25 protein-coding genes and 1 riboswitch are annotated in these 23166 nt (G+C 67.5%); of the genes, 14 read left to right on the top strand and 11 right to left on the bottom strand.

Annotated elements, in window-relative coordinates; translation table 11 throughout:
* Nucleotides 1-68 precede the first annotated feature (68 nt).
* A complete protein-coding gene (locus ASE63_RS25525; protein WP_156410606.1) occupies nucleotides 69-665 on the bottom strand; it encodes a histidine phosphatase family protein in 597 nt (198 codons plus the stop codon).
* Nucleotides 666-816: 151 nt separating this feature from the next.
* On the opposite strand from ASE63_RS25525, the gene folP reads away from it, so the two are divergent.
* The 3 genes from folP to folK are packed head-to-tail and all read left to right on the top strand — an operon-like array spanning nucleotide 817 to nucleotide 2538.
* Complete coding sequence (gene folP, locus ASE63_RS25520; protein ID WP_056808343.1) at nucleotides 817-1662, top strand: dihydropteroate synthase; 846 nt, start codon at nucleotides 817-819, stop codon at nucleotides 1660-1662.
* A complete protein-coding gene (gene folB, locus ASE63_RS25515) occupies nucleotides 1659-2033 on the top strand; it encodes a dihydroneopterin aldolase (RefSeq protein ID WP_056808341.1) in 375 nt (124 codons plus the stop codon). Before folP ends, folB begins: the two co-directional genes overlap by 4 nt.
* Complete coding sequence (folK, locus tag ASE63_RS25510; RefSeq protein ID WP_244491599.1) at nucleotides 2023-2538, top strand: 2-amino-4-hydroxy-6-hydroxymethyldihydropteridine diphosphokinase; 516 nt, start codon at nucleotides 2023-2025, stop codon at nucleotides 2536-2538. Before folB ends, folK begins: the two co-directional genes overlap by 11 nt.
* A gap of 1 nt (nucleotide 2539) precedes the next feature.
* Here folK and fabI read toward each other — a convergent pair whose 3' ends face one another.
* From fabI to ASE63_RS25495, 3 genes are all read right to left on the bottom strand, one after another.
* A complete protein-coding gene (gene fabI, locus ASE63_RS25505; RefSeq protein ID WP_056808337.1) occupies nucleotides 2540-3382 on the bottom strand; it encodes an enoyl-ACP reductase FabI in 843 nt (280 codons plus the stop codon).
* 121 nt (nucleotides 3383-3503) lie between these two features.
* Complete coding sequence (locus ASE63_RS25500; protein WP_056808335.1) at nucleotides 3504-4412, bottom strand: DnaJ C-terminal domain-containing protein; 909 nt, start codon at nucleotides 4410-4412, stop codon at nucleotides 3504-3506.
* 127 nt (nucleotides 4413-4539) lie between these two features.
* Complete coding sequence (locus tag ASE63_RS25495; protein ID WP_056808334.1) at nucleotides 4540-5001, bottom strand: RT0821/Lpp0805 family surface protein; 462 nt, start codon at nucleotides 4999-5001, stop codon at nucleotides 4540-4542.
* A 127-nt stretch (nucleotides 5002-5128) separates the two neighbouring features.
* Between ASE63_RS25495 and pdxH the strand changes: the two genes are divergently transcribed.
* From pdxH to ASE63_RS25450, 9 genes are all read left to right on the top strand, one after another.
* On the top strand, nucleotides 5129-5743 hold the full coding sequence (gene pdxH, locus ASE63_RS25490; RefSeq protein WP_056808332.1) for a pyridoxamine 5'-phosphate oxidase: 615 nt from the start codon (nucleotides 5129-5131) through the stop codon (nucleotides 5741-5743).
* A 13-nt stretch (nucleotides 5744-5756) separates the two neighbouring features.
* Nucleotides 5757-6533, top strand: coding sequence for an SDR family oxidoreductase (locus tag ASE63_RS25485; RefSeq protein WP_244491598.1), 777 nt, complete (start codon nucleotides 5757-5759; stop codon nucleotides 6531-6533).
* 13 nt (nucleotides 6534-6546) lie between these two features.
* Nucleotides 6547-7029 carry an NUDIX hydrolase gene (locus ASE63_RS25480; protein WP_056808412.1) on the top strand — a complete coding sequence of 161 codons (483 nt, stop codon included), beginning with the start codon at nucleotides 6547-6549 and terminating at the stop codon, nucleotides 7027-7029.
* The gene (locus tag ASE63_RS25475) at nucleotides 7026-7454 is read left to right on the top strand and encodes a TIGR02301 family protein (RefSeq protein WP_244491596.1); all 429 of its coding nucleotides are present in this window, start codon (nucleotides 7026-7028) and stop codon (nucleotides 7452-7454) included. The genes ASE63_RS25480 and ASE63_RS25475 overlap by 4 nt, the downstream gene beginning before the upstream one ends.
* Nucleotides 7455-7656: 202 nt before the next feature.
* The gene (locus tag ASE63_RS25470; RefSeq protein WP_056808408.1) at nucleotides 7657-7926 is read left to right on the top strand and encodes a hypothetical protein; all 270 of its coding nucleotides are present in this window, start codon (nucleotides 7657-7659) and stop codon (nucleotides 7924-7926) included.
* Between the two features lie 170 nt (nucleotides 7927-8096).
* Nucleotides 8097-8297, top strand: a riboswitch (cobalamin riboswitch).
* Between the two features lie 339 nt (nucleotides 8298-8636).
* Entirely contained in the window at nucleotides 8637-9617 is a 981-nt protein-coding gene (locus tag ASE63_RS25465) for an ABC transporter substrate-binding protein (protein WP_156410615.1), read from the top strand.
* A 34-nt stretch (nucleotides 9618-9651) separates the two neighbouring features.
* Entirely contained in the window at nucleotides 9652-10689 is a 1038-nt protein-coding gene (locus ASE63_RS25460) for an iron ABC transporter permease (protein ID WP_056808330.1), read from the top strand.
* Nucleotides 10686-11456, top strand: a complete 771-nt coding sequence (locus ASE63_RS25455) for an ABC transporter ATP-binding protein (protein WP_056808328.1) — start codon at nucleotides 10686-10688, stop codon at nucleotides 11454-11456. Before ASE63_RS25460 ends, ASE63_RS25455 begins: the two co-directional genes overlap by 4 nt.
* Before the next feature lie 11 nt (nucleotides 11457-11467).
* Nucleotides 11468-12124, top strand: coding sequence for a class I SAM-dependent methyltransferase (locus tag ASE63_RS25450; protein ID WP_056808325.1), 657 nt, complete (start codon nucleotides 11468-11470; stop codon nucleotides 12122-12124).
* A gap of 9 nt (nucleotides 12125-12133) precedes the next feature.
* On the opposite strand, the gene pepT is transcribed toward ASE63_RS25450, so the two are convergent.
* The 6 genes from pepT to ASE63_RS25420 all read right to left on the bottom strand — a co-directional run bounded on the left by pepT (nucleotide 12134) and on the right by ASE63_RS25420 (nucleotide 19437).
* Nucleotides 12134-13366 (bottom strand): peptidase T, encoded by a 1233-nt coding sequence (gene pepT, locus ASE63_RS25445; protein WP_056808324.1) that lies wholly within the window; start codon nucleotides 13364-13366, stop codon nucleotides 12134-12136.
* A gap of 41 nt (nucleotides 13367-13407) precedes the next feature.
* Complete coding sequence (locus tag ASE63_RS25440) at nucleotides 13408-15030, bottom strand: ABC transporter ATP-binding protein (RefSeq protein WP_056808322.1); 1623 nt, start codon at nucleotides 15028-15030, stop codon at nucleotides 13408-13410.
* Complete coding sequence (locus ASE63_RS25435; RefSeq protein WP_056808320.1) at nucleotides 15027-15857, bottom strand: ABC transporter permease; 831 nt, start codon at nucleotides 15855-15857, stop codon at nucleotides 15027-15029. Before ASE63_RS25435 ends, ASE63_RS25440 begins: the two co-directional genes overlap by 4 nt.
* 3 nt (nucleotides 15858-15860) lie before the next feature.
* Nucleotides 15861-16838, bottom strand: a complete 978-nt coding sequence (locus ASE63_RS25430) for an ABC transporter permease (RefSeq protein WP_056808319.1) — start codon at nucleotides 16836-16838, stop codon at nucleotides 15861-15863.
* A gap of 39 nt (nucleotides 16839-16877) precedes the next feature.
* Nucleotides 16878-18485 (bottom strand): ABC transporter substrate-binding protein, encoded by a 1608-nt coding sequence (locus tag ASE63_RS25425; protein ID WP_056808317.1) that lies wholly within the window; start codon nucleotides 18483-18485, stop codon nucleotides 16878-16880.
* A 100-nt stretch (nucleotides 18486-18585) separates the two neighbouring features.
* Nucleotides 18586-19437: a VOC family protein gene (locus tag ASE63_RS25420; RefSeq protein WP_056808315.1), complete on the bottom strand. Its 852-nt coding sequence runs from the start codon at nucleotides 19435-19437 to the stop codon at nucleotides 18586-18588.
* Between the two features lie 322 nt (nucleotides 19438-19759).
* On the opposite strand from ASE63_RS25420, the gene ASE63_RS25415 reads away from it, so the two are divergent.
* Both ASE63_RS25415 and ASE63_RS25410 read left to right on the top strand, forming a co-directional pair.
* A complete protein-coding gene (locus tag ASE63_RS25415) occupies nucleotides 19760-21088 on the top strand; it encodes an FAD-binding oxidoreductase (RefSeq protein ID WP_056808313.1) in 1329 nt (442 codons plus the stop codon).
* Between the two features lie 187 nt (nucleotides 21089-21275).
* A complete protein-coding gene (locus ASE63_RS25410; protein ID WP_056808310.1) occupies nucleotides 21276-22049 on the top strand; it encodes a ferredoxin--NADP reductase in 774 nt (257 codons plus the stop codon).
* Nucleotides 22050-22058: 9 nt separating this feature from the next.
* On the opposite strand, the gene ASE63_RS25405 is transcribed toward ASE63_RS25410, so the two are convergent.
* Entirely contained in the window at nucleotides 22059-23159 is a 1101-nt protein-coding gene (locus ASE63_RS25405) for an ABC transporter ATP-binding protein (protein WP_156410605.1), read from the bottom strand.
* Nucleotides 23160-23166 lie beyond the last annotated feature (7 nt).

Raw genomic sequence — 23166 nt, 5'->3', positions numbered from 1 at the left:
GGGGGGCGTAGAGCTCTACCGCCCCTGGATTGCTTCGTCGCTGACGCTCCTCGCAATGACGCCGAGGCCTAGACCCAGTCGGCCTTGTTGCCGGTGACGGTCAGGATCTTGCCCTGCCAGATCTCGACCATCGAGGCCTTCTGCGGCGGCACGGCGCCGACCAGCGCCAGGATCGCGCGGGCGACGCCGCCATGGCTGACGATGACGGTTTCGCCCGGCAGCTCTTCCAGCACCGGGCGGACGCGCTCGGCGAGCATCGCGTAGCTCTCGCCGCCGGGCGGCACGAAGCTCCATTTGTCGCGTTCGCGCAGCTGCGCCTGCTCGCGCTCGGCCTTGCGGATGTCGCGCCAGGTGAAGCCTTCCCAGGTGCCGAAGGTGAGCTCCTTCAGCCGGTCGTCCATGCGATAGGCGCCGGGCGCAAGGGCAAGCTCGGCGCGCAGGATGTCCATCGTCTCCCGGGCGCGGTGCATCGGCGAACCGACGAAGTCGAGCGCGGCGAAGCCTGGTGCCAGCTTGCGCAGCCGCTCCGCCGCCTCGGCGGCCTGTCGGCGGCCGAGCTCGTTGAGGGGGATGTCCTGGCCGCCCTGTAGCCGGCCTTCGCGATTCCAGTCCGTTTCGCCATGGCGAATGAGGATGAGGCGGTGAGGCAGGGTCAGCGGTAGCATGACCCGGCTTCTGCACGCTGTCCGCCGCGGCGTCAAAGGATTGCTCTGGATCGGGGGCATGCGCCGCGACCATGGCGGTGCCGTCGTTTCCAATGGCCTGTTGCGCTGCAGCGGTCTATAGGCGGCTCTTCGCCCTTTACGATGGTCCCCTATGCCTGCGGCTCTCACCTTGCCCGATGGGCGCAGCCTCGATCTCGATGCCGGTCCCCTGCTGATGGGGATCGTCAACATCACGCCGGATTCGTTCTCGGATGGCGGCATGCTGCGCGACTCCGAAGGGGCGATCGCGCATGGTGTGAAGCTCGTCGCGGATGGCGCCGACATCATCGATATCGGCGGCGAATCGACCCGGCCCGGGCACGGAGCAGTCGATGCCGCGACCGAGCTTGCCCGCGTGCTGCCGGTGATCGAAGGCTTGCGCGCAAGGTCCGGCGTGCCACTCTCCATCGACAGCTGGAAGTCGGAGGTGGCGGAGGCGGCGCTCGTCGCGGGCGCTGCGATCGTCAACGACGTCTGGGGCGCGCAGCGCGATCCGGCCATCGCGGGCGTCGCGGCACGGCACGGCGCGCCGATCATCCTGATGCATAACCGCGAGACGATCGATCCGGCGCTCGACATTCTCTCGGACGTGCTGCGCTTCCTCGAGCGCTCGATCGGGATTGCGCTCGCGGCGGGGGTGCCGCGCAGCCAGATCGTCGTCGATCCGGGTATTGGCCTCTTCGGCAAGACGGCGGAGCAATCGCTGCTGCTGATCCGCCAGCTGGCCAGGTTGAAGGAGCTCGGCTGTCCGATCCTGCTCGGCGCCTCGCGCAAATCGGTGATCGGCGGCATCACCGGCCAGAGCGTACCGGCCGATCGCGTTGCCGGCAGCGTCGCCGCCCATCTCTACGGCGCGACGCAGGGCGCAGCGATCATCCGTGCCCATGACGTCGCCGAGCATGCGCAGGCGTTCAAGGTCTGGGCTGCCATCTCACAGCCTTCGGAGCCCACCTCGTGAGCGCAACCGGCACCATCCTGATCGAGAAGCTCGACATCTACGCCTATCACGGCTTTTTCGCCGAGGAGGAGCGGCTGGGGCAGCGCTTCGTGCTCGATCTCCTGCTTGAAACGGATCTGAGGGCGTCAGCGATCAGCGATGCGCTCGCCGACACCGTGGACTATGGCGCGGTCGTCGGCGTCGTCACGGAAGCCTTCACGGCGAAGCGTTTCAATCTGCTGGAAGCTGCGGCGCGGGCCGTAGCGCTCGCGGTGCTCGACGGCTTCCCGCCAGTCACGCGGGTCGAGATCACGCTGCGCAAGCCGGCGCCGCCGATCCATGCGACGCTCGCCAGTGTCGGGATCAAGCTGGACTACCGGCGTGACGGTTGAGGCCGCGCTCGGGCTCGGCGGCAATCTCGGCGACCCCGTGGCCGGCTTTGCGGCGGCGCTGCGTCGGCTTTCCCAGCATGCCGAGGTGTCCGCGCTGCGCCCGTCCAGCGTCTACCGGACTGCGCCCTGGGGCAAGCTCGACCAGCCCGAATTCCTTAACATGGCCGTGCTGATCGAGACGAGCCTCCCGGCGCGGGCGCTTCTCGCGCTTTGTCTCGAGATCGAGCGCGAGGGCGGGCGAGAGCGGCGCGAGCGCTGGGGACCGCGCACGATCGATATCGACATCCTGGCCTATGACGACGAGACGATCGACGAGCCGGGCCTGCAGATCCCGCATCCGCGCATTGCCGAGCGAGCCTTCGTGCTGGCGCCACTGGCAGAGATCGCACCGGAGCGGGTGATTGGTGGCAGCTCTGTCGCAACCCTTTTCGCGGCTGTCGCAAACGAAAAGGTCCGCCGCGATGCTGTCGCGACGGACCGTCTGAACGTGCTGCTGAAAGGCTAGCTTACTCGGCCTTGTCGAGCGTGATGTCGGGTGCGGTCGGCACCTTCATGCCGACGACATGGTAGCCGGCGTCGACATGCAGAATCTCGCCAGTGATGCCGCGCGACATGTCGGAGACGAGGAACACCGCGGTCTCGCCGACCTCCTCGATCGTGACGGTGCGGCGCAGCGGCGAGTTGTACTCGTTCCAGCGCAGGATGTAGCGGAAGTCGCCGATGCCGGAGGCGGCGAGCGTCTTGATCGGGCCGGCCGAGATCGCGTTGACGCGGATCTTCGAGGGGCCGAGATCGGCGGCGAGATACTGCACGCTCGACTCGAGTGCGGCCTTGGCGACGCCCATGACGTTGTAGTGCGGCATCCACTTCTCGGCGCCGTAATAGGTCAGCGTCAGCATGGCGCCGCCATCCGTCATCAGCTTCTCGGCGCGCTGGGTGACGGCGGTGAAGGAGTAGCAGGAAATCAGCAGCGACTTGGTGAAGTTCGCCTCGCTGGTCTCGACATAGCGGCCGGTGAGCTCGTCCTTGTCGGAGAAGGCGATGCAGTGGACGACGAAGTCGAGCTTGCCCCAGAGCTTCTCGACCTCGGCGAAGACGGCGTCGATCGACGCGCCGTCGGTAACGTCGCAATGGCCGACGACATGGCCGCCGAGCTGCTGAGCCAGCGGCTCGACACGCTTCTTCAGCGCTTCGCCCTGATAGGTGAAGGCGAGCTCGGCGCCGGCATCGGCAGCGGCCTTGGCGATGCCCCAGGCGATCGAGCGGTTGTTGGCGACGCCCATGACGAGGCCGCGCTTGCCCTTGAGGAGATTGGCGCTCGGCCGGGCAACGGCAGTGGAATCAGGCATCTCGGACCCGCAAACTGAAAAAGGGGAGCGGGTCTCTTAGAACATGACGCCTGAAGTGGAAACCGGATTTGCCGGTGGCGTGCTCCGGCGCGCGCGTGGCGAACCTGCTTGCGCCGAATGCCTACTCCGCCCGCGCCTTCATCAGGGCCGTCAACTCGGCGTCCGTCTGCGGCATCTCGATGTCGATCGAGACGAAGAGATCGCCGACCTTGCCGCCTTCGCCCTTCAGCCCCTTGCCGCGCAGGCGGAAGGATTTGGCGGTGCCGGTCAGCGGCGGGATCTTCATCTCGACGGCGCCGGTCAGCGTCGGCACATGCAGCGGCCCACCCAGTACCGCCCGCGACAGCGGAACCGCGACGCGCGTGCGCAGGTCGTCGCCGTCGACGGTGAAGCGGGAGTCGGGCTTGACCTTGATGGTCATCAGCACGTCGCCGGCCTGGCCCGAATATGGGTCGGTCTGGCCGAGGCCGCGCAGGCGCATCACCTTGCCGTCGGCGACGCCTTCTGGAATCGTGACCTCGACTTCGCGCCCGCCGGGCAGGCGGACGCGGCGCGTCGCGCCTGCAACCGCCTGTGCCAGCGTCACCTCCAGCGTGAAACTCTGCTCCGGCGGCTTCTGCTGTTCGGCCCGGGCCTTGCCGGCGCGTCGTGCGGCATCGCCGAAGAGCGAGCCGAAGATGTCGGACGGGTCGAAGCCCGCGCCGGCGCCGCCGCCAGCACTGCCGCCGCCCTGGCCGAAATTGAACTCGAAGCCGCCGGCGCGGCCGCCGCGCCCGGCGCCCATGCCCTCGAAGCCCTGGAATTTGGGCTTGCCGTCGGCATCGATCTCGCCGCGGTCGAACTGCTTGCGCTTGGTCTCGTCTCCGATGATCTCATAGGCGCAATTGAGTTCGGAGAAGCGATCCTGCGCCTTGGGATCCTCCCGGTTCCGGTCCGGATGCAGATCCTTGGCGCGGCGGCGATAGGCCTTCTTGATCTCGGCTTCGCTCGCCGCGCGGGCGACGCCCAGAACCTGATACGGGTCGCGCATTCATGAACCCCAATTGGCAACACTGACGGGCCGGCCGGTACGGGCACCGGGCCAGCTTGATACTCTAACCCTAATCTGGGAACAGTGTGGCCTCAGCGCAACATCCAGCCCGCAGGTTTTGGCGCGGTCAGCTCGTGCCCTTCCAGGGCTCGATGTCCTTGACGCTCCACTCTCCGCCCGAGGGCCGGCAGGCCGTGCCTTGCAGCTTGGCGGGTTTGGTTTGCGTCTGCACATTGGCGATGAAGGCGCGGCAGATCTCATCGGTGCGCAGGAAGGGGCCGCCGACAGGGGTAAAGGAGCCCTTCACGCCGGTCAGGGGGTTGTCCCAGGAGACGGCTGCGCCATTGCCCTGCGGATCGAGCGCGACCGCCATCGCGCCGTCGGCGCGCCGCAGATCCTCCGGGCCGAGCTCGGAGGCCAGGGAGGCGAGGGCGCCCGGCCTCGAGGAGCCGCGCGCAGGCAGCACCGAAGACGTCGTGGCGACCTCGTCCTCGGCCTTGCTGGACAGGCCGAGAATGGGAAAGGAGACGGAGCATCCGGCGCTCGCCAGGCCGAGGAGGACGGCGCCTGCGACAGCGAACCTGTGCATGGCCGGAGCGCGCTGCGGAAGGCTTTGGAACGCTCCCGCCGCTGTCCTATATAGACAACCTGACCTGACCAAAATCACCGCTCGCGCTCGCCCGACGCATAACCCAGCATCATCGAGGATTAGACACGTGGATCGGTTAACGAGCGGTGACTTCACGCAGCAGCAGGACCCATTCGCGCTGTTTCAGGAATGGTTCGACGAGGCCAGGGCGAGCGAGCCCAACGACCCCCACGCCATGGCCCTCTCGACGGTCGATGCCGAGGGCATGCCCAACAGCCGCATGGTGCTGCTGAACGGCCGCGACGGCGAGGATTTCGTCTTCTACACCAACACCCAGAGCCAGAAGGGCCAGGAGCTCCTCGGCCAGCCGAAGGCGGCGGCGCTGTTCCACTGGAAGAGCCTGCGCCGCCAGGTCCGCATCCGCGGCGAGGTTTCGATCGTCAGCGACGAGATGGCCGACGCCTATTTCCAGTCCCGCCCGCGCGACAGCCGCATCGGCGCGTGGGCGTCGCAGCAGTCACGCCCGCTCGAAAGCCGCTTCGCCCTCGAGAAGGCGGTTGCGGTCCACGCCGCCAAGTTCGGCCTGGGCACGATTCCGCGGCCGCCGCACTGGACGGGGTTCCGCATCATGCCGGTCTATCTGGAGTTCTGGAAGGACGGCGCCTTCCGCCTGCATGACCGCGTCGTCTTCCGGCGGACTTCCGCCGGCGAGCCCTGGGCGCGCACTCGCCTTTACCCTTGAGGATCCGAGCCACATGGCTATGCCCAAATTCGATTTTCCGAAGACCGAGCCCGGCAAGCGCCCGGTGATGCTGCTGACCGGTGCCAGTCGTGGCATCGGCCACGCCACCGTGATGCAGTTCGCCATGGCGGGCTGGCGGATCCTGTCCTGCTCGCGGCAGGCCTTCTCCGACAAGTGCCCCTGGCCGTCGGGCGCCGACGACCATGTTCAGATCGATCTCGGCGACCCCGAGGACACGATGCGCGGCATCGCCGAGATCAAGCGTCGGCTCGCGGCCGAGGGCGGCAAGCTGAACGCGCTGGTCAACAATGCCGGCATCTCGCCGAAGGGGCAGGACGGCGCCCGGCTCGGCGCGGCGACGACCTCGTTCAATGATTGGCACAAGGTCTTCCAGGTCAATTTCTTCGCGCCGATCATGCTGGCGCGCGGCCTGCTCGACGAACTGACGGCGGCCCAGGGCACCATCGTCAACGTCACCTCGATCGCCGGCTCGCGGGTGCATCCCTTCGCGGGGGCGGCCTATGCGACCTCGAAGGCGGCGCTCGCCAGCCTGACGCGCGAGATGGCCTCCGATTTCGGCAAGCTCGGAATCCGGGTCAATTCGATCTCGCCCGGCGAGATCGACACGGCGATCCTGTCTCCGGGCACCGAGAAGATCGTCGCGACACTGCCGATGGGCCGCCTCGGCAAGACGGAGGAGGTCGCCCGCGCGATCTATTTCCTCTGCACGGATGCGTCGAGCTACGTCACCGGCGCGGAACTGCACATCAATGGCGGGCAGCACGTATGATCAGGAGCCGCCGATGAGCGGCGAGGGCGGGCAGGTCATCCGCTTTCCGGCTGCGGGCAAGGCGCCGGCGCGGCCCGTGCTGGCGGCGTCGGTCGCCGTGTTCCGCGACGGCAAGGTGTTGCTCGCGACGCGCACCAAGCCGCCGGCCGACCAGCTCTGGTCGCTGCCCGGTGGCAAGGTCGAGGCCGGCGAGACACTGGAGCAGGCGGCGCTTCGCGAGCTCGACGAGGAGGTCGGTGTCACCGCGCGAATCATCGGCTTCAATCGCCATGTCGAGATCTTCGGGCGCAATGCCGCGGGCGAGGTCACGCATCACTTCGTCGTCGCCTCCTTCGTCGGCGAATGGCTTTCCGGTGAGCCGAAGCCTGGGCCCGAGGCGGGAGCGGTGATGTGGTCCGACCCGCTGAAGCTCGGGGGGCTCGCGACCACGCGCGAACTGGCGGATGTGCTGCGTCGCGCCCGTGGCATCCTGATCGAGGCCGGAGCGGGCGGATGATGCGCGCCGCGCCGTGGCTGCTGGCCCTGCTGATGGCCTTGCCAGCCGGTGCCGGCCTGGCGCAGCAGCGTCCGCCGGCCGCAGTGAAGCCGGCGGAGCCTGCCCCCGCGCCCGAGCCGCCAGCGCCGCCCTACGAGCCGCAACTCCTGAAGCTCGCCGAGATCATGGGCGCGCTCGCCTATCTGCGCACGCTCTGCGCCGGCAAGGAGGCGCAGGACTGGCGCAATCGCATGACCGCGCTGGTTGAGGCAGAGGGCCGGACGCCGGTGCGGCGGGAGCGCCTGACGAGCGCCTATAACCGCGGCTTCCGCGCCTATTCGGTGACGCATCGCTCCTGCAGCGACGGAAGCCAGGAGGCTTCGCGGCGCCTGGCCGGGGAGGGCGAGCGCCTCTCCCGGGCGCTGGCCGGGCGCTATGGCGGATAGGTGACAGGGCGCGGCGATCTGCGATTTCCTGTGCGATTCGTTCGACCGCGTTAACCTTTCCTAAAGGGCGTGGTAGCGTGCCGCTCTGGCACGGCCTATGTTTCAGGCGTTGCGAAGCGGGCCGAAACTGGCGCGATTCGTTGCAGGCAACAGAATTCGCGACACCAAGTCCAGCAAGCAAAGCCGCAGAGTCCTCGCCTTCATGTCCATCAGCCCCGACGACCTGACGCTTGACCTGAACCTCGCAGAGGAGAGCCATGACGCGCGCCGCGTGGCCTATGGCTATGTCGAGGACGCTTTCGTCGAGGCGCAGCAGGACGGGCTCGACAGCGATGCGCTGGCCCATGCCGCGCTCTTCGCCGCCTTCAGGACGCTGGTCGAGACCTATGGCGAGGAGGCAACCGCCGTCTTCGCCGAAGCACTGCCGGACAAGCTGCGCGTCGGTGCCTTCAGCACCGGCACACGGCATTGAGCCAGGCCTGAGCGGACCTAACCAGATACGGATGAAGGGCCTGTAGGCGCTCGGCCGCCTCGAAGCTTTGCTCTCCCGCGCGCCATTCCTCTTCGGCTTTGTTTCGTTACCTGCAGTCCAATAGCCATGCAGGCTTGACGATAGGGTCGCGCGCTCTATCGTGCCCGCCGATCAAGGTTCCGCGGCCGGGTTCCGGCTGTGGCTAAGAGGGAATTCGGTGAGGCGTTCCACGCCGATGCCGAAGCTGCCCCCGCAACTGTAAGCGGCGAGCTTTCCACCCATCGTCCACTGGCGCGCCCGCGCCGGGAAGGCCGGGCGGAGTTGGCGTCGACCCGCGAGCCAGGAGACCTGCCCTGATCGACTGAACGGTCCTTCGGGCGGGGTGTCCCGAGCGGTCGTGCGCAACCGGGCCGCTGCTCATCCAGCATGCTCCTCGCGCGCGTCCGTCGCATGTCCCGCCCTTCGTCACGGGGTAAGCGATGAAACAGACGACGGCTCAAACCATTCCCTCCGACGCCCATCATACCGGCAGTCCAGCGGCGAATGTCCTTGATGCAAGAAATTGTAACGTTATTACATATCATGTATCAAGCGTGCCGACGCCGAAGCGCTCCGGCGCGGAGGTTCTCTGCCAGCAGGATTTCACCATGCCCCGACCGACCGGCCTTCTCCGTAACGCCCTGCGCAGTCTGGCGCTTGTCCTGACGCTCATGACGGCCGGCATGGCCACGGCCCAGGCCGAAGCGACGCGCTATCCGCTGACGGTCGAGAACTGCGGGCACCAGGTCACCTTCGAAAAGGCGCCAAAGCGCGTCGTCGCGATCGGCCAGACCCAGACCGAAATCCTCTATGCGCTCGGTCTCGGTGACCGCGTAGTGGGCACGGCGGTCTGGTTCAGCCCGGTGGCGAAGCGCTTCGGGGCGGTGAATGCCGGTGTGAAGCGTCTCGCCGACAACGATCCGAGCTTCGAGGCGGTCGTGGCGCAGGAGCCCGACCTCGTGACGGCGATGTTCGAGTGGCATGTCGGCCCCAACGGCATCGTCGGCAAGCGCGACCAGTTCACCCGGCTGAAGGTGCCGGCCTATGTCTCGCCAACCGATTGCGTCGGCAAGGACAATACGGGTGCGGGCGACGGCGTGCGCACGCAGATGTTCTCGATGGAACTGGTCTATCGCAACATCCGCGAGTTCGGACAGATCTTCGATGTCTCCGCGCGCGCCGAGGCGCTGGTCGCGGAGCTCAAGGCGCGCGAGGACAAGGCGGTCGCCTCAATCGCAGGCGCCGCCGCCAAGGATGTTCCGGTCGTGGTCTGGTTCTCCAGCAAGGATGTGAAGGGCGACGCCTTCCTCGCCGGAAAGAACGGCGTGCCGGCCTATATCCTGGCCAAGCTCGGGGCCCGCAACATCATCACCACCAATGAGGAGTGGCCGCTGGTCGGCTGGGAGACGGTCGCCGTCGCCAATCCGGCCGTGATCGTGGTGGTCAAGATGGACCGGCGCCGCTTTCCGGCCGACGACATCGATCTGAAGCTGAACTTCCTCAAGACCGATGCGGTGGCGAGCAAGCTCGACGCGGTTCGGGAGGGCCGGATCGTCGTGATGGAGGTGGGAGCGACGCGCGCCGGCCTCGACACGATCGACGGCATCGAGGCGCTGGCGAGCGGCATCAAGAGCTTCGGGCTCGCCAAGTGAGCGCGGGCGAACCACGCCGGACGAGAGCTACGGCGTGAGCCACGCACCGATAGAGCCCAACTGGCCGGCGCGCATCGCGATCGCGCTGGTGGCGCTGCTGGCGCTCGTCACCGCGATCACGCTCGCCGTGACCATCGGCGAGATGCGCATCCCGCTGTCGACCGCCTTCCAGGCGCTCGGCAACGGGCTGTTCGACCTCGGCTATCCCGTCAGCGCGATTCAGCAGGGCGTTATCTTCGACTACCGGCTGAGCCGGGCGCTGATGGCAGCGCTCTGCGGGGGGACGCTCGCCCTGTCGGGCGCGATCCTGCAGGCGCTGCTGCGCAACCCGCTGGCCGAGCCCTACATTCTCGGCATCTCGGCCGGCGCCTCGACCGGCGCGGTCGCGGTGATGATCCTCGGTTTCGGTGGCGCCGTGCTGACGATCTCGGGCGGGGCCTTCATCGGGGCGGTGGTGGCGCTGCTCGTCGTCGCCCTGCTTGCGGCGGGCGCCGGCGGCTCAAGCGACCGCGTCATTCTGGCGGGCGTTGCCGGCTCGCAGCTCTTCAACGCCGCGACCGCGACCATCGTCACCACACTGGCCAATGCCGAGCAGGCGCGCGGGGTGATGTTCTGGCTGCTCGGCAATTTCGGCGGGGTGCGCTGGCCCGATGTCTGGGTGGCGACGCCGGTGGCGCTGATCTGCTTCGGCGTCTGCATGCTGCACGCCAAGGTGCTCGACGCCTTCGCCTTCGGCGCGGATGCGGCGGCCTCGCTGGGCGTCGCGGTGACGCGGGTCAAGATCATCCTCTTCGCGACGACGGCTGTGATGACCGCCACCATGGTCAGCATTGTCGGTACTGTCGGCTTCGTCGGGCTCGTGATCCCGCATGCGGCGCGCTTCCTCGTCGGGACGGCGCATGCGCGGCTGCTGCCGGCCTGCCTGGTCATCGGGGCTGTCTTCATGATCCTCGCCGACATCCTGTCGCGCATCCTCGTGCCGCAGCAGATCCTGCCGATCGGTGTGGTCACAGCCCTGTTCGGGGCGCCGGCCTTCGCGCTGATCCTCTACCGTGCGAGGCGGCCGACATGACGCTCGCGGCCCATGACGTGCGCTGGAGCGCCGAGCGACGGATGATCGTCGACGGCGTGACGTTGCGCGCGGAGCCCGGCCGGGTGCTCGGCCTGATCGGGCCGAACGGTTCCGGCAAGTCGAGCCTGCTGCGGCTGCTCTGCCGGCTGCGCAAGGTCGAGAGCGGCGTCGTCACGCTGGACGACCGCGACCTCGCCGCGATGACGCGGCGTGACCTGGCAAAGCGCCTCGCCTTCGTCGAGCAGCAGGCCTCGACGGAAGTGCAGCTCTCGGTCTGCGACGTGGTCAAGCTCGGGCGGACGCCGCATCGCGGCGCGCTCGCCTCTTGGACCGTCGCCGACGAGGCCGCCGTCGAGGCCGCGCTCGAGCGCGTCGACATGAGCGAGCGGCACGATCAGCTCTGGCACACGCTCTCCGGCGGCGAGCGCCAGCGCGTCCACATCGCCCGCGCCCTGGCGCAGGAGCCGCGCGAGCTCATCTTGGACGAGCCGACCAATCATCTCGACATCCAGCACCAGCTCTCGATCCTGGCGCTGATCCGCCGCCTCGGCGTCACCTGCATCCTCGCCTTGCACGACCTCAATCTCGCATCGCTGTTCTGCGACGAGATCGCTGTGATGCATGAGGGCAAGGTGGTCGCCTCGGGCGCGCCGCCGGAGGTGCTGACCGAGGATCTGATCGCGCGGGTCTTCGGCGTGGCGGTCAGCATCCGCGAAAGCGCGTCGGGCCGCCGCCATATCGAATATCTGATCGACCCACCGGAATAGAGCATGCCGCGATGAGGGAAGCGAAGACGCAGGAGGCCGTGACCGCCTATTGGAGCGCGCGGGCCCCGCATTTCGACGGCGTCGCCTCGCATGTCGCGCAGAGCGCGCTATGGCGTGAGGTGTTGCAGGCGGCCTTCGCCGCGGACGGGCAGAAGGATGTCGTCGACCTCGGCACAGGCACCGGCGCCTGCGCGCTCATCGCCGCCTCGCTCGGCCATCGCGTGCGTGGCTATGACGGTTCGGAGGGCATGCTGGCGGTCGCGCGTGCGGCTTCCCAGGAGGCCGGGCTCGCGGTCGAATTCGAGAAAGCCGTGATCGACGAGGCGGAAATCGCGCCGGCCTCGGCCGACATCGTGACGATCCGCAATGTGCTGTGGACGCTGGAGCGGCCGATGGCCGCGCTGCACCAGGCGCATCGCATCCTGCGGCCGGGCGGGATGGTCGTGGTCTCGGACGGGCTCTGGTCGGTCGCGCCGCAATACCGTTCGACCTACGCGCCCGAACTCGCCGCGCGTCTGCCTTTGCATGACGGGCTGACCGAGCCCGGCACCCGGCGGATGCTCGGCGAGGCCGGCTTCGGCGAGGCGCGTTCCTGGCAGCATCTGTTCGCGACGCCGCCTTATCCCGGCGGCGTGCCGATGTTCGTGCTGACGGCGCGCCGGGCGTAAGGCCCAGCGTCAGGCTGGGTTTCTGGTCGCCAGTTCGCAGATCCGGCGCGCGACCTCGAAGGAGCGCTCGAAGGCCGGGACCGGCATGAACTCGAAGCGCGAATGGAAATTATAGGCGCCGGTGAAGAAGTTGGGCGTCGGCAGGCCCCGTGCCGAGAGCGCCGCGCCGTCCGTGCCGCCGCGCATCGGGATCAGCTTCGGCGCGATGTTCAATTCCGACATGGCCGAAAGCAGCAGGTCGACCGAGCGGCGATCATCGCCCAGGCTGTCGGAGATGTTGCCATAGGTGTCGGTGACGGTGCATTCGACGCGCCCGGCCGGATAGCGCGCCGCAATCTCACCCGCGACCTCGGCGACACGGCGCTTGCGCTCCTCGAAACGCTGCTTGTCGAACTCGCGGATCATTACCTTGAGCCGCGCCGTGCCGGTATTGGCGACGATGTCGTTGAACCAGAAATAGCCCTCGCGACCTTCGGTTCGCTCCGGGGTCTCGGCGCGGTCGAACGCGGTGATGTAGTCGTGCGCCATCAGCAGCGGGTTGACCAGAACGCCCTTGGCCGACATCGGATGGGCGCTGACGCCTGTGAAGACCAGCTCGCCGGCGGCGGCGTTGAAGTTCTCGATGACGACCTCGCCGACCTCGCAGCTGTCGATGGTGTAGGCGAAATCGCAGTCGAAGCGGGCGAGGTCGAGCGCCTTGGCGCCGCGGAGCCCGATCTCCTCGTCCGGCACGAAGGCGACGAGGATGTCGCCATGCTGATCCTCCGGCGTAAGCGTCGCCAGCAGCGTCATGACGATGGCGATTGCGGATTTGTTGTCGGCGCCGAGCACGCTGGTGCCGTCGCCGAAGATGATATCGGCGCCTTCCCAGGGCCGGATCTCGGGATGCTCGGCAACGCGCAGCCAGATGTCCTGCTGCGCGTTCAGGCAGAGGTCCTTGCCCTCGAAGCGCAGGATCTGCGGGCGGATGACCGGGGACAGGCCGGAATCGACGGTGTCGAGATGGGCGATGAAGCCGATGCGCGGCGCGCCCTTTACCGTGCCGCGCTTCAGCGCGGTGACGGTCGCGTGCTGGTCGATGACGATGTCGTCGAGGCCGAGAGCGCGCAGTTCGTCGGCGAGCAATTCGGCAAGGCGTTGCTGGCCCGGCGTGGTCGGCAGCGTCGTCGCCTTGGCATTGCTCTGGCTCTCGATGGCGACGTAGCGCAGGAAGCGCTCGATCAGCTGTTCGCGAATGGTCATGGCGTCTCCGAATGCCGTCAGACGGCGCCGGACGATCCGCGTCAGGCGCTCAGTGTCTGCTCCCGCATACCGAACTCACGACCGGGAATCGAGGCGAGCAGAGCCTTGGTATAGTCGTGCTGCGGATTGCCGAAAACCTCGCCGATCGGGCCGGCCTCGACGACCTCGCCGCTCTTCATCACCGCGACGAGGTCGCAGACCTGTGCCGCGACGCGCAGATCATGGGTGATGAAGACGATCGACAGGCCGAGGCGCTGGCGCAGCTCGGCCAGCAGCTTCAGCACCTGCGCCTGCACGGAGACGTCGAGCGCGGAGACCGGCTCGTCGGCGACGAGCACGCGCGGTTCGAGCGCGAGCGCGCGGGCGAGCCCGATGCGCTGGCGCTGGCCGCCGGAGAACTCATGCGGGTAGCGGTCTGTCGCAGCAGGGTCGAGACCGACCAGCGTGAACAGCTCCTTGGCGCGGATCATCGCCTCGGGCCTGGGCCTGCCATGGACGATCAGGCCCTGCGCCACGGCCTCGCCAGCCTTGCGGCGCGGGTTGAGCGAGGCGAAGGGGTCCTGAAAGACCATCTGGATGTGGCGGGTCGCCGCGCGCAGCTCGGATTTGGAGAGGCTCGCGAGATCGGTGCCGGAGATGCGGATGGCGCCGCTCTCCGGATCGATCAGGCGTACGATGCAGCGCGCCAGTGTCGACTTGCCGGAGCCGGATTCGCCGACGATGCCGAGCGTCGCGCCCTTCGGCAGGACGAGCGAGACGTCCTTGACTGCGTGGGTGACACGCTGGCCGCGGCCGAGGAAGCCGCCCGTGCGATAGGTCTTCGAGACATGCTCGATGGTCAGGATCGGCTCGGAGCCGAGCGTGCGCGGCGGCGGCGCCTTGAGCGGCGGGACGGCGGCGATGAGCTGCTTGGTATAGGCGTGCTGCGGGTTTCCCAGCACCTCCTCGGCCGCCCCCTGCTCGACGACGCGGCCCTGGCTCATCACCGCGACGCGGTCGGCGATCTCGGCGACCACGCCGAAATCATGGGTGATGAAGAGGACGGCCGTGCCCTTGCGCTTCTGCAGGTCGCGGATGAGCTCGAGGATCTGGGCCTGGGTGGTGACGTCGAGCGCGGTGGTCGGCTCGTCGGCGATCAGCACCTTCGGATCGAGCGCGAGCGCCATGGCGATCATGGCGCGCTGGCGCTGGCCTCCGGACAACTCGTGCGGATAGGCCTTCGCCGCCGCGACGGGATCGGGGATGCGGACCTCTTCCAACAGGGCCTGAACCCTGGCCTTGACCTCGCCCTTGCCGAGATCGCTGTGCAACTCGAACATCTCGCCGATCTGGTCGCCGATGGTGCGCAGCGGATTGAGCGCCGTCATCGGTTCCTGGAAGATCATGGCGATACCGGCGCCGCGGACCTTGCGCATCTCGGATTCGCTCAGGCTTGCGAGATCGCGGCCCTCGAACAGGATGCGTCCGCCATCGATGTCGACGCCGGGGGGCAACAGGCGCATCACGGCATTGGCCGTCATCGACTTGCCCGAGCCGGACTCGCCGACGACGCAGAGGATCTCGTTGGCCTGGAGGGCGAGCGAAACCTCGCTCATCGCATGCGGGCGGTCGGCGTTCTTCGGCAGCCGGACGCTGACGGCTTCGAGGGTGAGGATCGCGCTCATCTGCCCTTCAGCCTCGGGTTGAGGGCATCGTTCAGGCCCTGGCCTACGAGCGAGACGGCGAGCACGGTGGCGAGGATCGCGACGCCGGGAATGGCCGAAACATACCATTGCACCCGCAGAACATCGCGGCCGGCGCCGATCAAATTGCCCCAGGAGGCGACGTTCGGATCGGAGAGCTTGAGGAAGGCCAGCGCGCTTTCGAGCAGGATCGCGATCGCCATCACCACGCTGGCATAGACGATGACGGGGGGGAGCGCATTGGGCAGGATCTCGCCGAAGATCAGCTTGATGTCGCGCAGGCCCAGCGTCCGGCCGGCCTGGACGAATTCGCGGTTGCGCAGGGAGAGGAACTCGGCGCGCGTCAGCCGGGCGGAAGCCGGCCACGAGACGATGCCGATCGCGACGGTGACCGTCGTGATGGTCGAGCCGAAGACGGCGACCAGAACCAGCAGCAGGATGAAGTTCGGCAGGGTCTGGAAGGCCTCGGTGACGCGCATCAGGGCGGTGTCGACCCAGTCACCGTAATAGCCGGCGAAGGCGCCGATGGTGATGCCGATCAGGACCGAGATCACGGTCGCGACCAGCCCGATCAGCAGCGAGATACGCGCGCCGTGGAAGATCTGGGCGGCGATGTCGCGGCCGGAATTGTCGGTGCCGAGCAGGAAGCGCGGATTGCTGAACGGCCAGATCAGCGGCCGGCCGGCCAGCGCCAGCGGATCGCGCGGATAGAGCCAGTCGGCGCTCAGCGCCATGGCGAGGACGAGCAGCAGCAGGACGAGGCCGATCACGGCCGGCGGGCTGCGAAAATAGAGCTTCAGGAAGGACATGCTTCAGCCCCCCGTCGTGATGCGCGGGTCGAGCCGGGCGTAGAGCAGGTCGACGATGAAGTTGACGGCGATGACCAAGAGCGCCGAGACGAAGACGATGCCGAGCAGCGTGTTGAGATCGCGCTGTATCACCGATTCATAGGCGAGGCGGCCCAGGCCCGGCAGCGAGAACACGCTCTCGACCACCACGGAACCGCCAAGCATCGTGCCGGCCTGCAGGCCGATCAGCGTCACCATCGGCAACAGCGCGTTGCGCAGGACGTGGCGCACGACGACGCGGGTTTCGTCCATGCCCTTGGCGCGGGCGGTGCGGACGAAATCGAGCGTCAGCACCTCCAGCATCGAGCCGCGCATGATGCGGAGATAGATCGCCATGTAGAACAGGGCGAGCGTCAGTGTCGGCAGGACGAGGTGGCTCGCGATGTCGAGCGTGCGGGCCAACCCTGCGCGGGCGACCGTGATGTCCTCGAAGCCGCCCGCCGGCAGCCATTGCAGGTAGATCGAGAAGACGACGATCGCCATCAGGCCGAACCAGAAGGTCGGCATCGCATAGAAGACGAGGCCGAGCGTCGAGATCAGCGTATCCGGCCAGCGGTTGACGCCGCGCGCCGCGATGACGCCGAAGATCAGCCCGAAGAAGAAGGCGAGCGAGAGCGAGGCGGTCATCAGCAGGATCGTCGGCGGCAGGCGCTCGGCGATCACGGTCGCGACCGGCTTGCCGTAGATCGCCGAGAAGCCGAGATCGAGCTGGACCAGCCGCCAGAGATAGTTTCCGAGCTGGGCCCAGGCCGAGATGTTGAGCCCGTAATGCTCGCGCAGTTGACGGGCGGTCTCGGCATCGCCGCCGCCCATCTGCGCCATCAGCGCATCGACCGTGTCGCCCGGCGCGAACTGAAGCAGGACGAAGACCCCGATCAGGATCAGGACGAGAGTGGGGATCGAGGCGGCGAGACGCCGCCCCGCAAGGGTCAGGATGCGCATGGAACCGACTTTAGCAGACCGCTTCGGAAGACGAAGCCTTCACTCCGCCAACCACAGATCGTGCCAGGAGCTCGAGCCCCAGCGCGGCGTGTTGGAATGGTTGCGGGCCTTGGCGCTGATCGTGGTCAGGAAAATCTGCTCGATCGGCGTCCAGATCGGGATCTCGGTGTTGGCGAGCCGGACGAAATCGCCATAGAGCGCCTTGCGCTTGGCGACGTCGATCTCGGTCGCCGCATCGTCGATGATCTTGTCCATCGTCGGGTTGGTCCAGTCCCACTGGTTGGTCCAGGGGGCGCCCTTCGGCTGGCCCGAGCGATACCAGACGGTCGTCGAGACGGCGGGGTCGTTGCGGTACTGGTGCCAGCCGGTGGCGAGGTCGAAGGCATGGTCGTCATAGACCTGTTTCAGGAAGCCGCCGCCATCGGTGCGCACCACCTCGACCTTGATCCCGACTTCGGCCAGCGACTGCTGGATGAAGGTCGCGAACAGGGTGATGTCCTCGCCCCACGGCGCGGGCAGGAGGCGCAGCGAGAAGCGCGTGCCGCCAGCGCCGGCCTTGAAGCCGGCCTCGTCGAGCAGCTTGGCCGAGAGCTTCTTGTCGAAGGCGTATTGCGGGCCGTTGTCGGCCGGATAGAAATCGGTCGAGACCGAGGGGACCGGGCCGGTGCCGGGCTTGGCGAAGTCGCCGAGGAAGTTCTCGATGAAGAAGGGGATGTCGAGCGCATGCGCGATGGCGCGGCGCACGCGGATGTCGGCGAGTTCCTTGCGCCGGAAGTTGAATTCGACCGTGTTGGTGCGGGCATTGCCCTCATTGCCCTTGGTCGAGACGATGAAGCGCGGATCCTTGCTCAGGCGCGCGGCGTCCGAGATCGTCAGGCCGGAGAACGGCGAGTAGTGGATCTGGCCTGCTTCCATCTGGGCGGCGGCGGCAGAACGGTCGGTGACGACGCGCCAGACGATGCGGTCGAGATTAGGCGCGTTCGGGCGCCAGTAATCGGGGTTGCGGTCGGCGATGACGTGCTGGCCGCGCTCATAGGTGACGAATTTGAACGGGCCGGTGCCGATGGGCGCGAGGTTCGCCGGATTCTGACGGATGTCGCCCTTGCCCTCATAGATATGGCGCGGCGAGACGTAGCCGAGATCGGGCAGGGCGCGCAGCAGCAGGTTGAGCGGCATCGGGCGCTCGTAGCGGAACACGGCGGTTAGCGGATCGGGCGTGTCGACGGCGGTGAGGAAGAGCTGCAGCGTGGTGCCGTAGTTCAGGATCTTCTTCCACATCTCCATCGCGGTGAACTGCACGTCCGCCGAGGTGAAGGGCTTGCCGTCGTGCCATTTCACGCCCTCGCGCAGCTTGAAGGTGATGGTCTTGCCGTCGGGCGAGGCTTCCCAGCTCGTGGCGAGCACGCCGACCGGGTTGCCGGCTGCGTCGAGGTCGACGAGTTGCTCCTGGATCTTGCCGCCGATGATGTAGACGCCGGTCGAGGCCTGAAGGCTGGGGTTCAGCTGGCGCTGCTCGGCACCGTAATGGACGGTGAAGACGCCGCCCTTGCGCGGGGTCTCCTGGGCGAAGAGCGAGCGCATCGGGAAGGCAACGCTGGAGGCGATGGCGGCGCTGGTCAGGAGCGCGGCGCGGCGGGTCATGTCCATGGGAAAATCCTCGTCTCTGAGGTCGCGTAAGGGAAACGATGTGAGCGGCGAGCACGACCGTCAACGGCGGTCGCGCTTAAATAAAAGCGGTGTTTGCCTGCTACTGCGGCAGGAAGCTCAGGACGATGCCGTTGGCGGCGCTTGCGGCGACGCTGACGGCGCCGTCATGGGCAACGCCACGCGCGCCGAGGGCAGCCTTCGCGCCGGCGAGGTCGCCGCTGGCGACGACGAGTGCAGTGGCGCCTTCGCTCGCCGCGCCGTCGCGGACGGCATCGGGGTAGCGGCGGGCGAAGCCGGCAGCGTCATAGAACAGGAAATCGGCGCGCTTGCCGCCGGAGGGAACCAGCCAGCCGTCGCCATCGGCGCGGGCGGGCTCGTCGATCAGGCGGGCGAGGTGTTCGGCTGCGGCCTTAGGATCGGCGGTGAGGATTTCGAGCCGGACCAGGCGGCTGGCGCCGTTGGCGTGACTCTGAAGTTCGGGAATCCAGACGGTCTCGCGGGTCAGATGCTGGCAGGCGAAGATGCGCAGGCCCCCGGGCTGCTCCTCGAGCGGCCAGCGGAAGACGTTGAACTTCGCTTCGCCGGTGCCGCCGCCGGGCAATTCGACCGGGCGTCCGAAATGGATCGGGCCCAGCGCCGGAAAGCCTCGGCTCTTCAGTTCTTCGGCGCCGGCGGCAGCATCGTCGGTGGTGAAGGCGGCACGTTCGAGGCCCTCGCGCTTGGCGAGATAGTCGCGCGTCGGCTTGTTCTGCTCGGTCTCGGTCAGGATGCCGAGCAGCTCGACATAGTCTTCGCCGAACATGATCGTGTAGTTGCCGGTGCCGAGGATCGGCGAATGGGTGCCGCGCGGCGAAACGGTGAAACCTAGGCCGCGCCATTGCTCGGCGGCGGCATCGAGGTCGCGAACGGTGACCACGACGTGATCGAGGCCGAGGATATGCTTGAGCGACATGGCAGGCCCTTCAATGGATCAGCGGAGGGCCGAGTTCATCCGAAGCGCCGACCTGGCGCAATTGCCCGGCCCGATGCTTCCAGCAGCCCCCTGCTGCGCTGCAGACATAGCCATCGGGGGATAAAAATTCCAACGTAAGAATAGTCGAAGACGTAGTTTGGAATAATTCATTCGTTTCGATGCTTTATTGTAGAATTCTGATCTCCGTTGGCCGCAACGATGAAATAAGCGCCTCTTGCCTCCGGCCGAGCGGGCGGCAAGGATGCGGCCGCCCGGCGATCCACCGCGCTCATCCGCTGAACAAGTCCTGAAAGTTACCGCGATGCCGACCTCCACCCCCGTCACCTGGCCGCCCTCGCTCTGGGCCGCGACGGCGCCCGCCGGCCCCGTGCTGGGTGCGCTCGCCGGTGACGTGCAGGCCGATGTGGTGGTGATCGGCGCCGGCTTCACCGGGTTGTCGACCGCGATCCATCTGCGTGAGAACGGCGTTGGGGTGGTGGTGGTCGAGGCGGCCGAGCCCGGCTGGGGCGCATCGGGCCGCAACAATGGGCAGGTCATCCCGACGCTCGCCGGGCACGATCCCTCCGCGATGGTGGCGCGCCATGGCGAGGCGGGCGAACGCTTCAACGCGGTGCTGCGCGACAGCGCGCAATATCTCTTCGATCTCGTGCGCAGATACGAGGTGCCGGCCGAGGCCGAGCAGGCCGGCTGGATCCAGCCTGTGCATTCGCCGGGACGCTTCAAGCTGGCCGAGAAGCGCGTGCGCGAATGGTCGGCGATCGGCGCGCCGGTCGAGCTGCTTGATCGAGAGGCGGCGGCGAAGATGCTGGGCTCGGAAGCCTGGTTCGGCGGCTTCTGGAACCGGACCGGCGGGCATATCAATCCGCTGGCGCTGGCGCGCGGGCTGGCCGAGGTCGCGCTGAAGCTGGGCGCCACGATCCATGCGCGCTCGCCCGTCAGCAGCATGGCGCGCGAGGGCGACCGCTGGGTGGTGCGCACGGCGAAAGGCTCGGTGACGGCGCGGGCGCTGGTGCTGGCGACAAATGCCTATACGGGCGAGTTCGAGCGCGGGCTGGCGCCGGAGATCGCACAGGAGGTCATTCCCGTGCTGTCCTGGCAGATGGCGACCCAGCCGATCAGCGACAACATTGCGAAGACGATCATCCCCGCCCGGCAGGCGGTGTCGGACACGCATCGCGAGCTGATCTTCGCGCGCTGGGACGCTCGCAACCGGCTCGTCACCGGCGGAGCGGCCGTTTTTCCCGGCAAGGGCGGCAACAATCTACGCGGGCCGATCGGCGACAAGCTGAAGCGGCTCTGGCCGCAGCTCGGCGAAGTGTCCTTCGACTATGTCTGGTCGGGGTATGTCGGCATGACGCCGGACGATGTGCTCAAGCCGCAGGTGCCGGGCTATCCGCGCATCCACCAGCTCGGGCCGAACGGTTTCGGCTGGGTCGGCTGCAACGGGCGTGCGGTCGCGCTCTCGATCTCGCTCGGGCGGGAGCTGGCGCAGGCGACGCAAGGCGTGCCGCTCGGCACGCTGGGCCTGCCGTTCTCCGAGCCGAAGGCGCAGCCGGTACAGGGGCTGCTGCGCCGGATCGCGCCGTTTGCGCTGCCACTCTACCGGACGCTCGACGCCAGGGAGATCTAGGGGCGGCAACTCCCGAGCGCCGGGCGCGGCCTCAGGCCGCATGGCGGGTTTCCGCGCTGAGAATGAAAGAACGCATGCGAAAGCTTGCGTTCGAGGCCGGCTTGGCAGAGGAGTGGCCGCGCCATTTTGACGGAAGTAACCCGCCGGCAGGCGGCGGATCGAAGCAGGTCGGACGGAAAAAACACGTATGAGCAATCAGTATGTCGAGAAGGTCCTGTCGGTTCATCACTGGAACGACACGCTGTTCAGCTTCCGCACGACCCGCAGTCCCGCCTTCCGCTTCGAGAGCGGCCAGTTCGCGATGATCGGCCTGATGGTCGAGGGCCGCCCCCTCCTGCGCGCCTACAGCATGGCCTCGGCGGTCTATGACGAGCAGCTCGAATTCCTCAGCATCAAGGTGCAGAACGGCCCCCTGACCTCGCGGCTGCAGAACATCGTGCCGGGCGACGAGGTTCTGATCGGGCGCAAGCCGACCGGCACGCTGCTGCACGACAACCTGCTGCCGGGCCGCAACCTCTATTTCCTCGCTACCGGTACGGGGCTCGCGCCCTTCATGAGCCTGATCCGCGATCCTTCCACCTATGAGCGCTTCGAGAAGGTCGTGCTGGTCCATGGCGTCCGGCTGGTATCGGAGCTGGCCTATGAGAACTACATCCGCAGCGAGCTGCCGAATGACGAGTTGATCGGTGAGATGGTCTCGCAGCAGCTGGTCTATCACCCCACGGTGACGCGCGAGGATTATCCCAATCGCGGCCGGGTCACGGAGCTGTTCGAATCCGCCGACTGGTACGCGTCGCTGGGCCTGCCTGCGATCGATGTCGAGCATGATCGCGCCATGCTCTGCGGCAGCCCGGCCATGCTCGCCGACATGAAGCTGCTGCTCGAGGCCAAGGGCTTCGTCGAGGGGTCGAGCTCGACGCCCGCGAGCTATGTCGTGGAGCGCGCCTTCGTCGAGAAGTGACGGCGCGCTTCAGCGCGCCAGCCAGATCAGCGCGTGCGGAGAGAGGGTGACCGTTGCGGCGGCGCCGATCTCGTGCAGGTCGCGGCCCGACTGGAAGGGCATATCGACCGCGACCTCGGTCGTGCCGATTTTCACCCCGTAGCGGACGCTGGCGCCCAGGAACTCGCGATGCGCGACCACGCAGGGTAGCGCCAAACCCGGGCCCGCTGCGGCGGCCGAAGGCTGCGCGAGGTTCGCATGCTGCGGCCGGAAGACCAGCTTGGCGCCCTCCGGCACCTCGGCATCGGCTGCGATCGGCAGGCGCAGGCCGCCTTCGATGTCGAAATGGCGGTCAGCACCCGTTCCGGCGACCTTCCCGTCGAGGATGTTGGCGGTGCCGAGGAAATTCGCGACGAAGAGATTGGCCGGGTGCTCATAGAGCTCCATCGGCGTGCCAACCTGCTGGACGATGCCGTCATTCATCACGGCGATGCGGTCGCAGATCGTGTTCGCTTCCTCCTGGTCGTGGGTGACGAAGATCGTGGTCAGGCCGAGGCGCTGCTGCAGGTCGCGCAGCTCGCGGCGGACCTGGACGCGCATCTTGGCATCGAGGTTGGAGAGCGGCTCGTCGAGCAGCAGCACCTTGGGCTCGACCGCGACGGTGCGGGCGACGGCGACGCGCTGCTGCTGGCCGCCGGAGAGCTGCGAGGGGCGCCGCTCGGCGAGATGGCCGAGGCCGACGAGATCGAGCGCGACGCCGACGCGCCGCTTGACCTCGTCGCGGCCGACGCCGCGCTCCTCGAGCCCGAAGGCGACGTTGCGGGCGACGCTCATATGCGGCCAGAGCGCATAGGACTGGAAGACCATGCCGACATCGCGCTTCCACGGCGGCAGGGTGGAGATGTCCTTGCCGCCGATCGTGACGCGGCCGGTATCGGCCTGGTTGAAGCCGGCAATCAGGCGCAGCAGCGTGGTCTTGCCGCAGCCGGAGGGGCCGAGGAAGGCGAAGAACTCACCTGGGCGGATAGCGAGGTCGACGTTCTTGAGGACGTGGTTGTCGCCATAGGACAGGTTCACGCCTTCGATGTCGACGGAAACGGCAGGCGTGGTCAGGGGGGCAATCGCGTTCATGTCAATG

The organism is Allobosea sp. Root381 (genome assembly GCF_001429395.1).
Lineage (GTDB): Bacteria > Pseudomonadota > Alphaproteobacteria > Rhizobiales > Beijerinckiaceae > Allobosea.
Note: the sequence above shows the minus strand (reverse complement) of the source record. Positions and strands in the feature narration are given on the sequence as shown.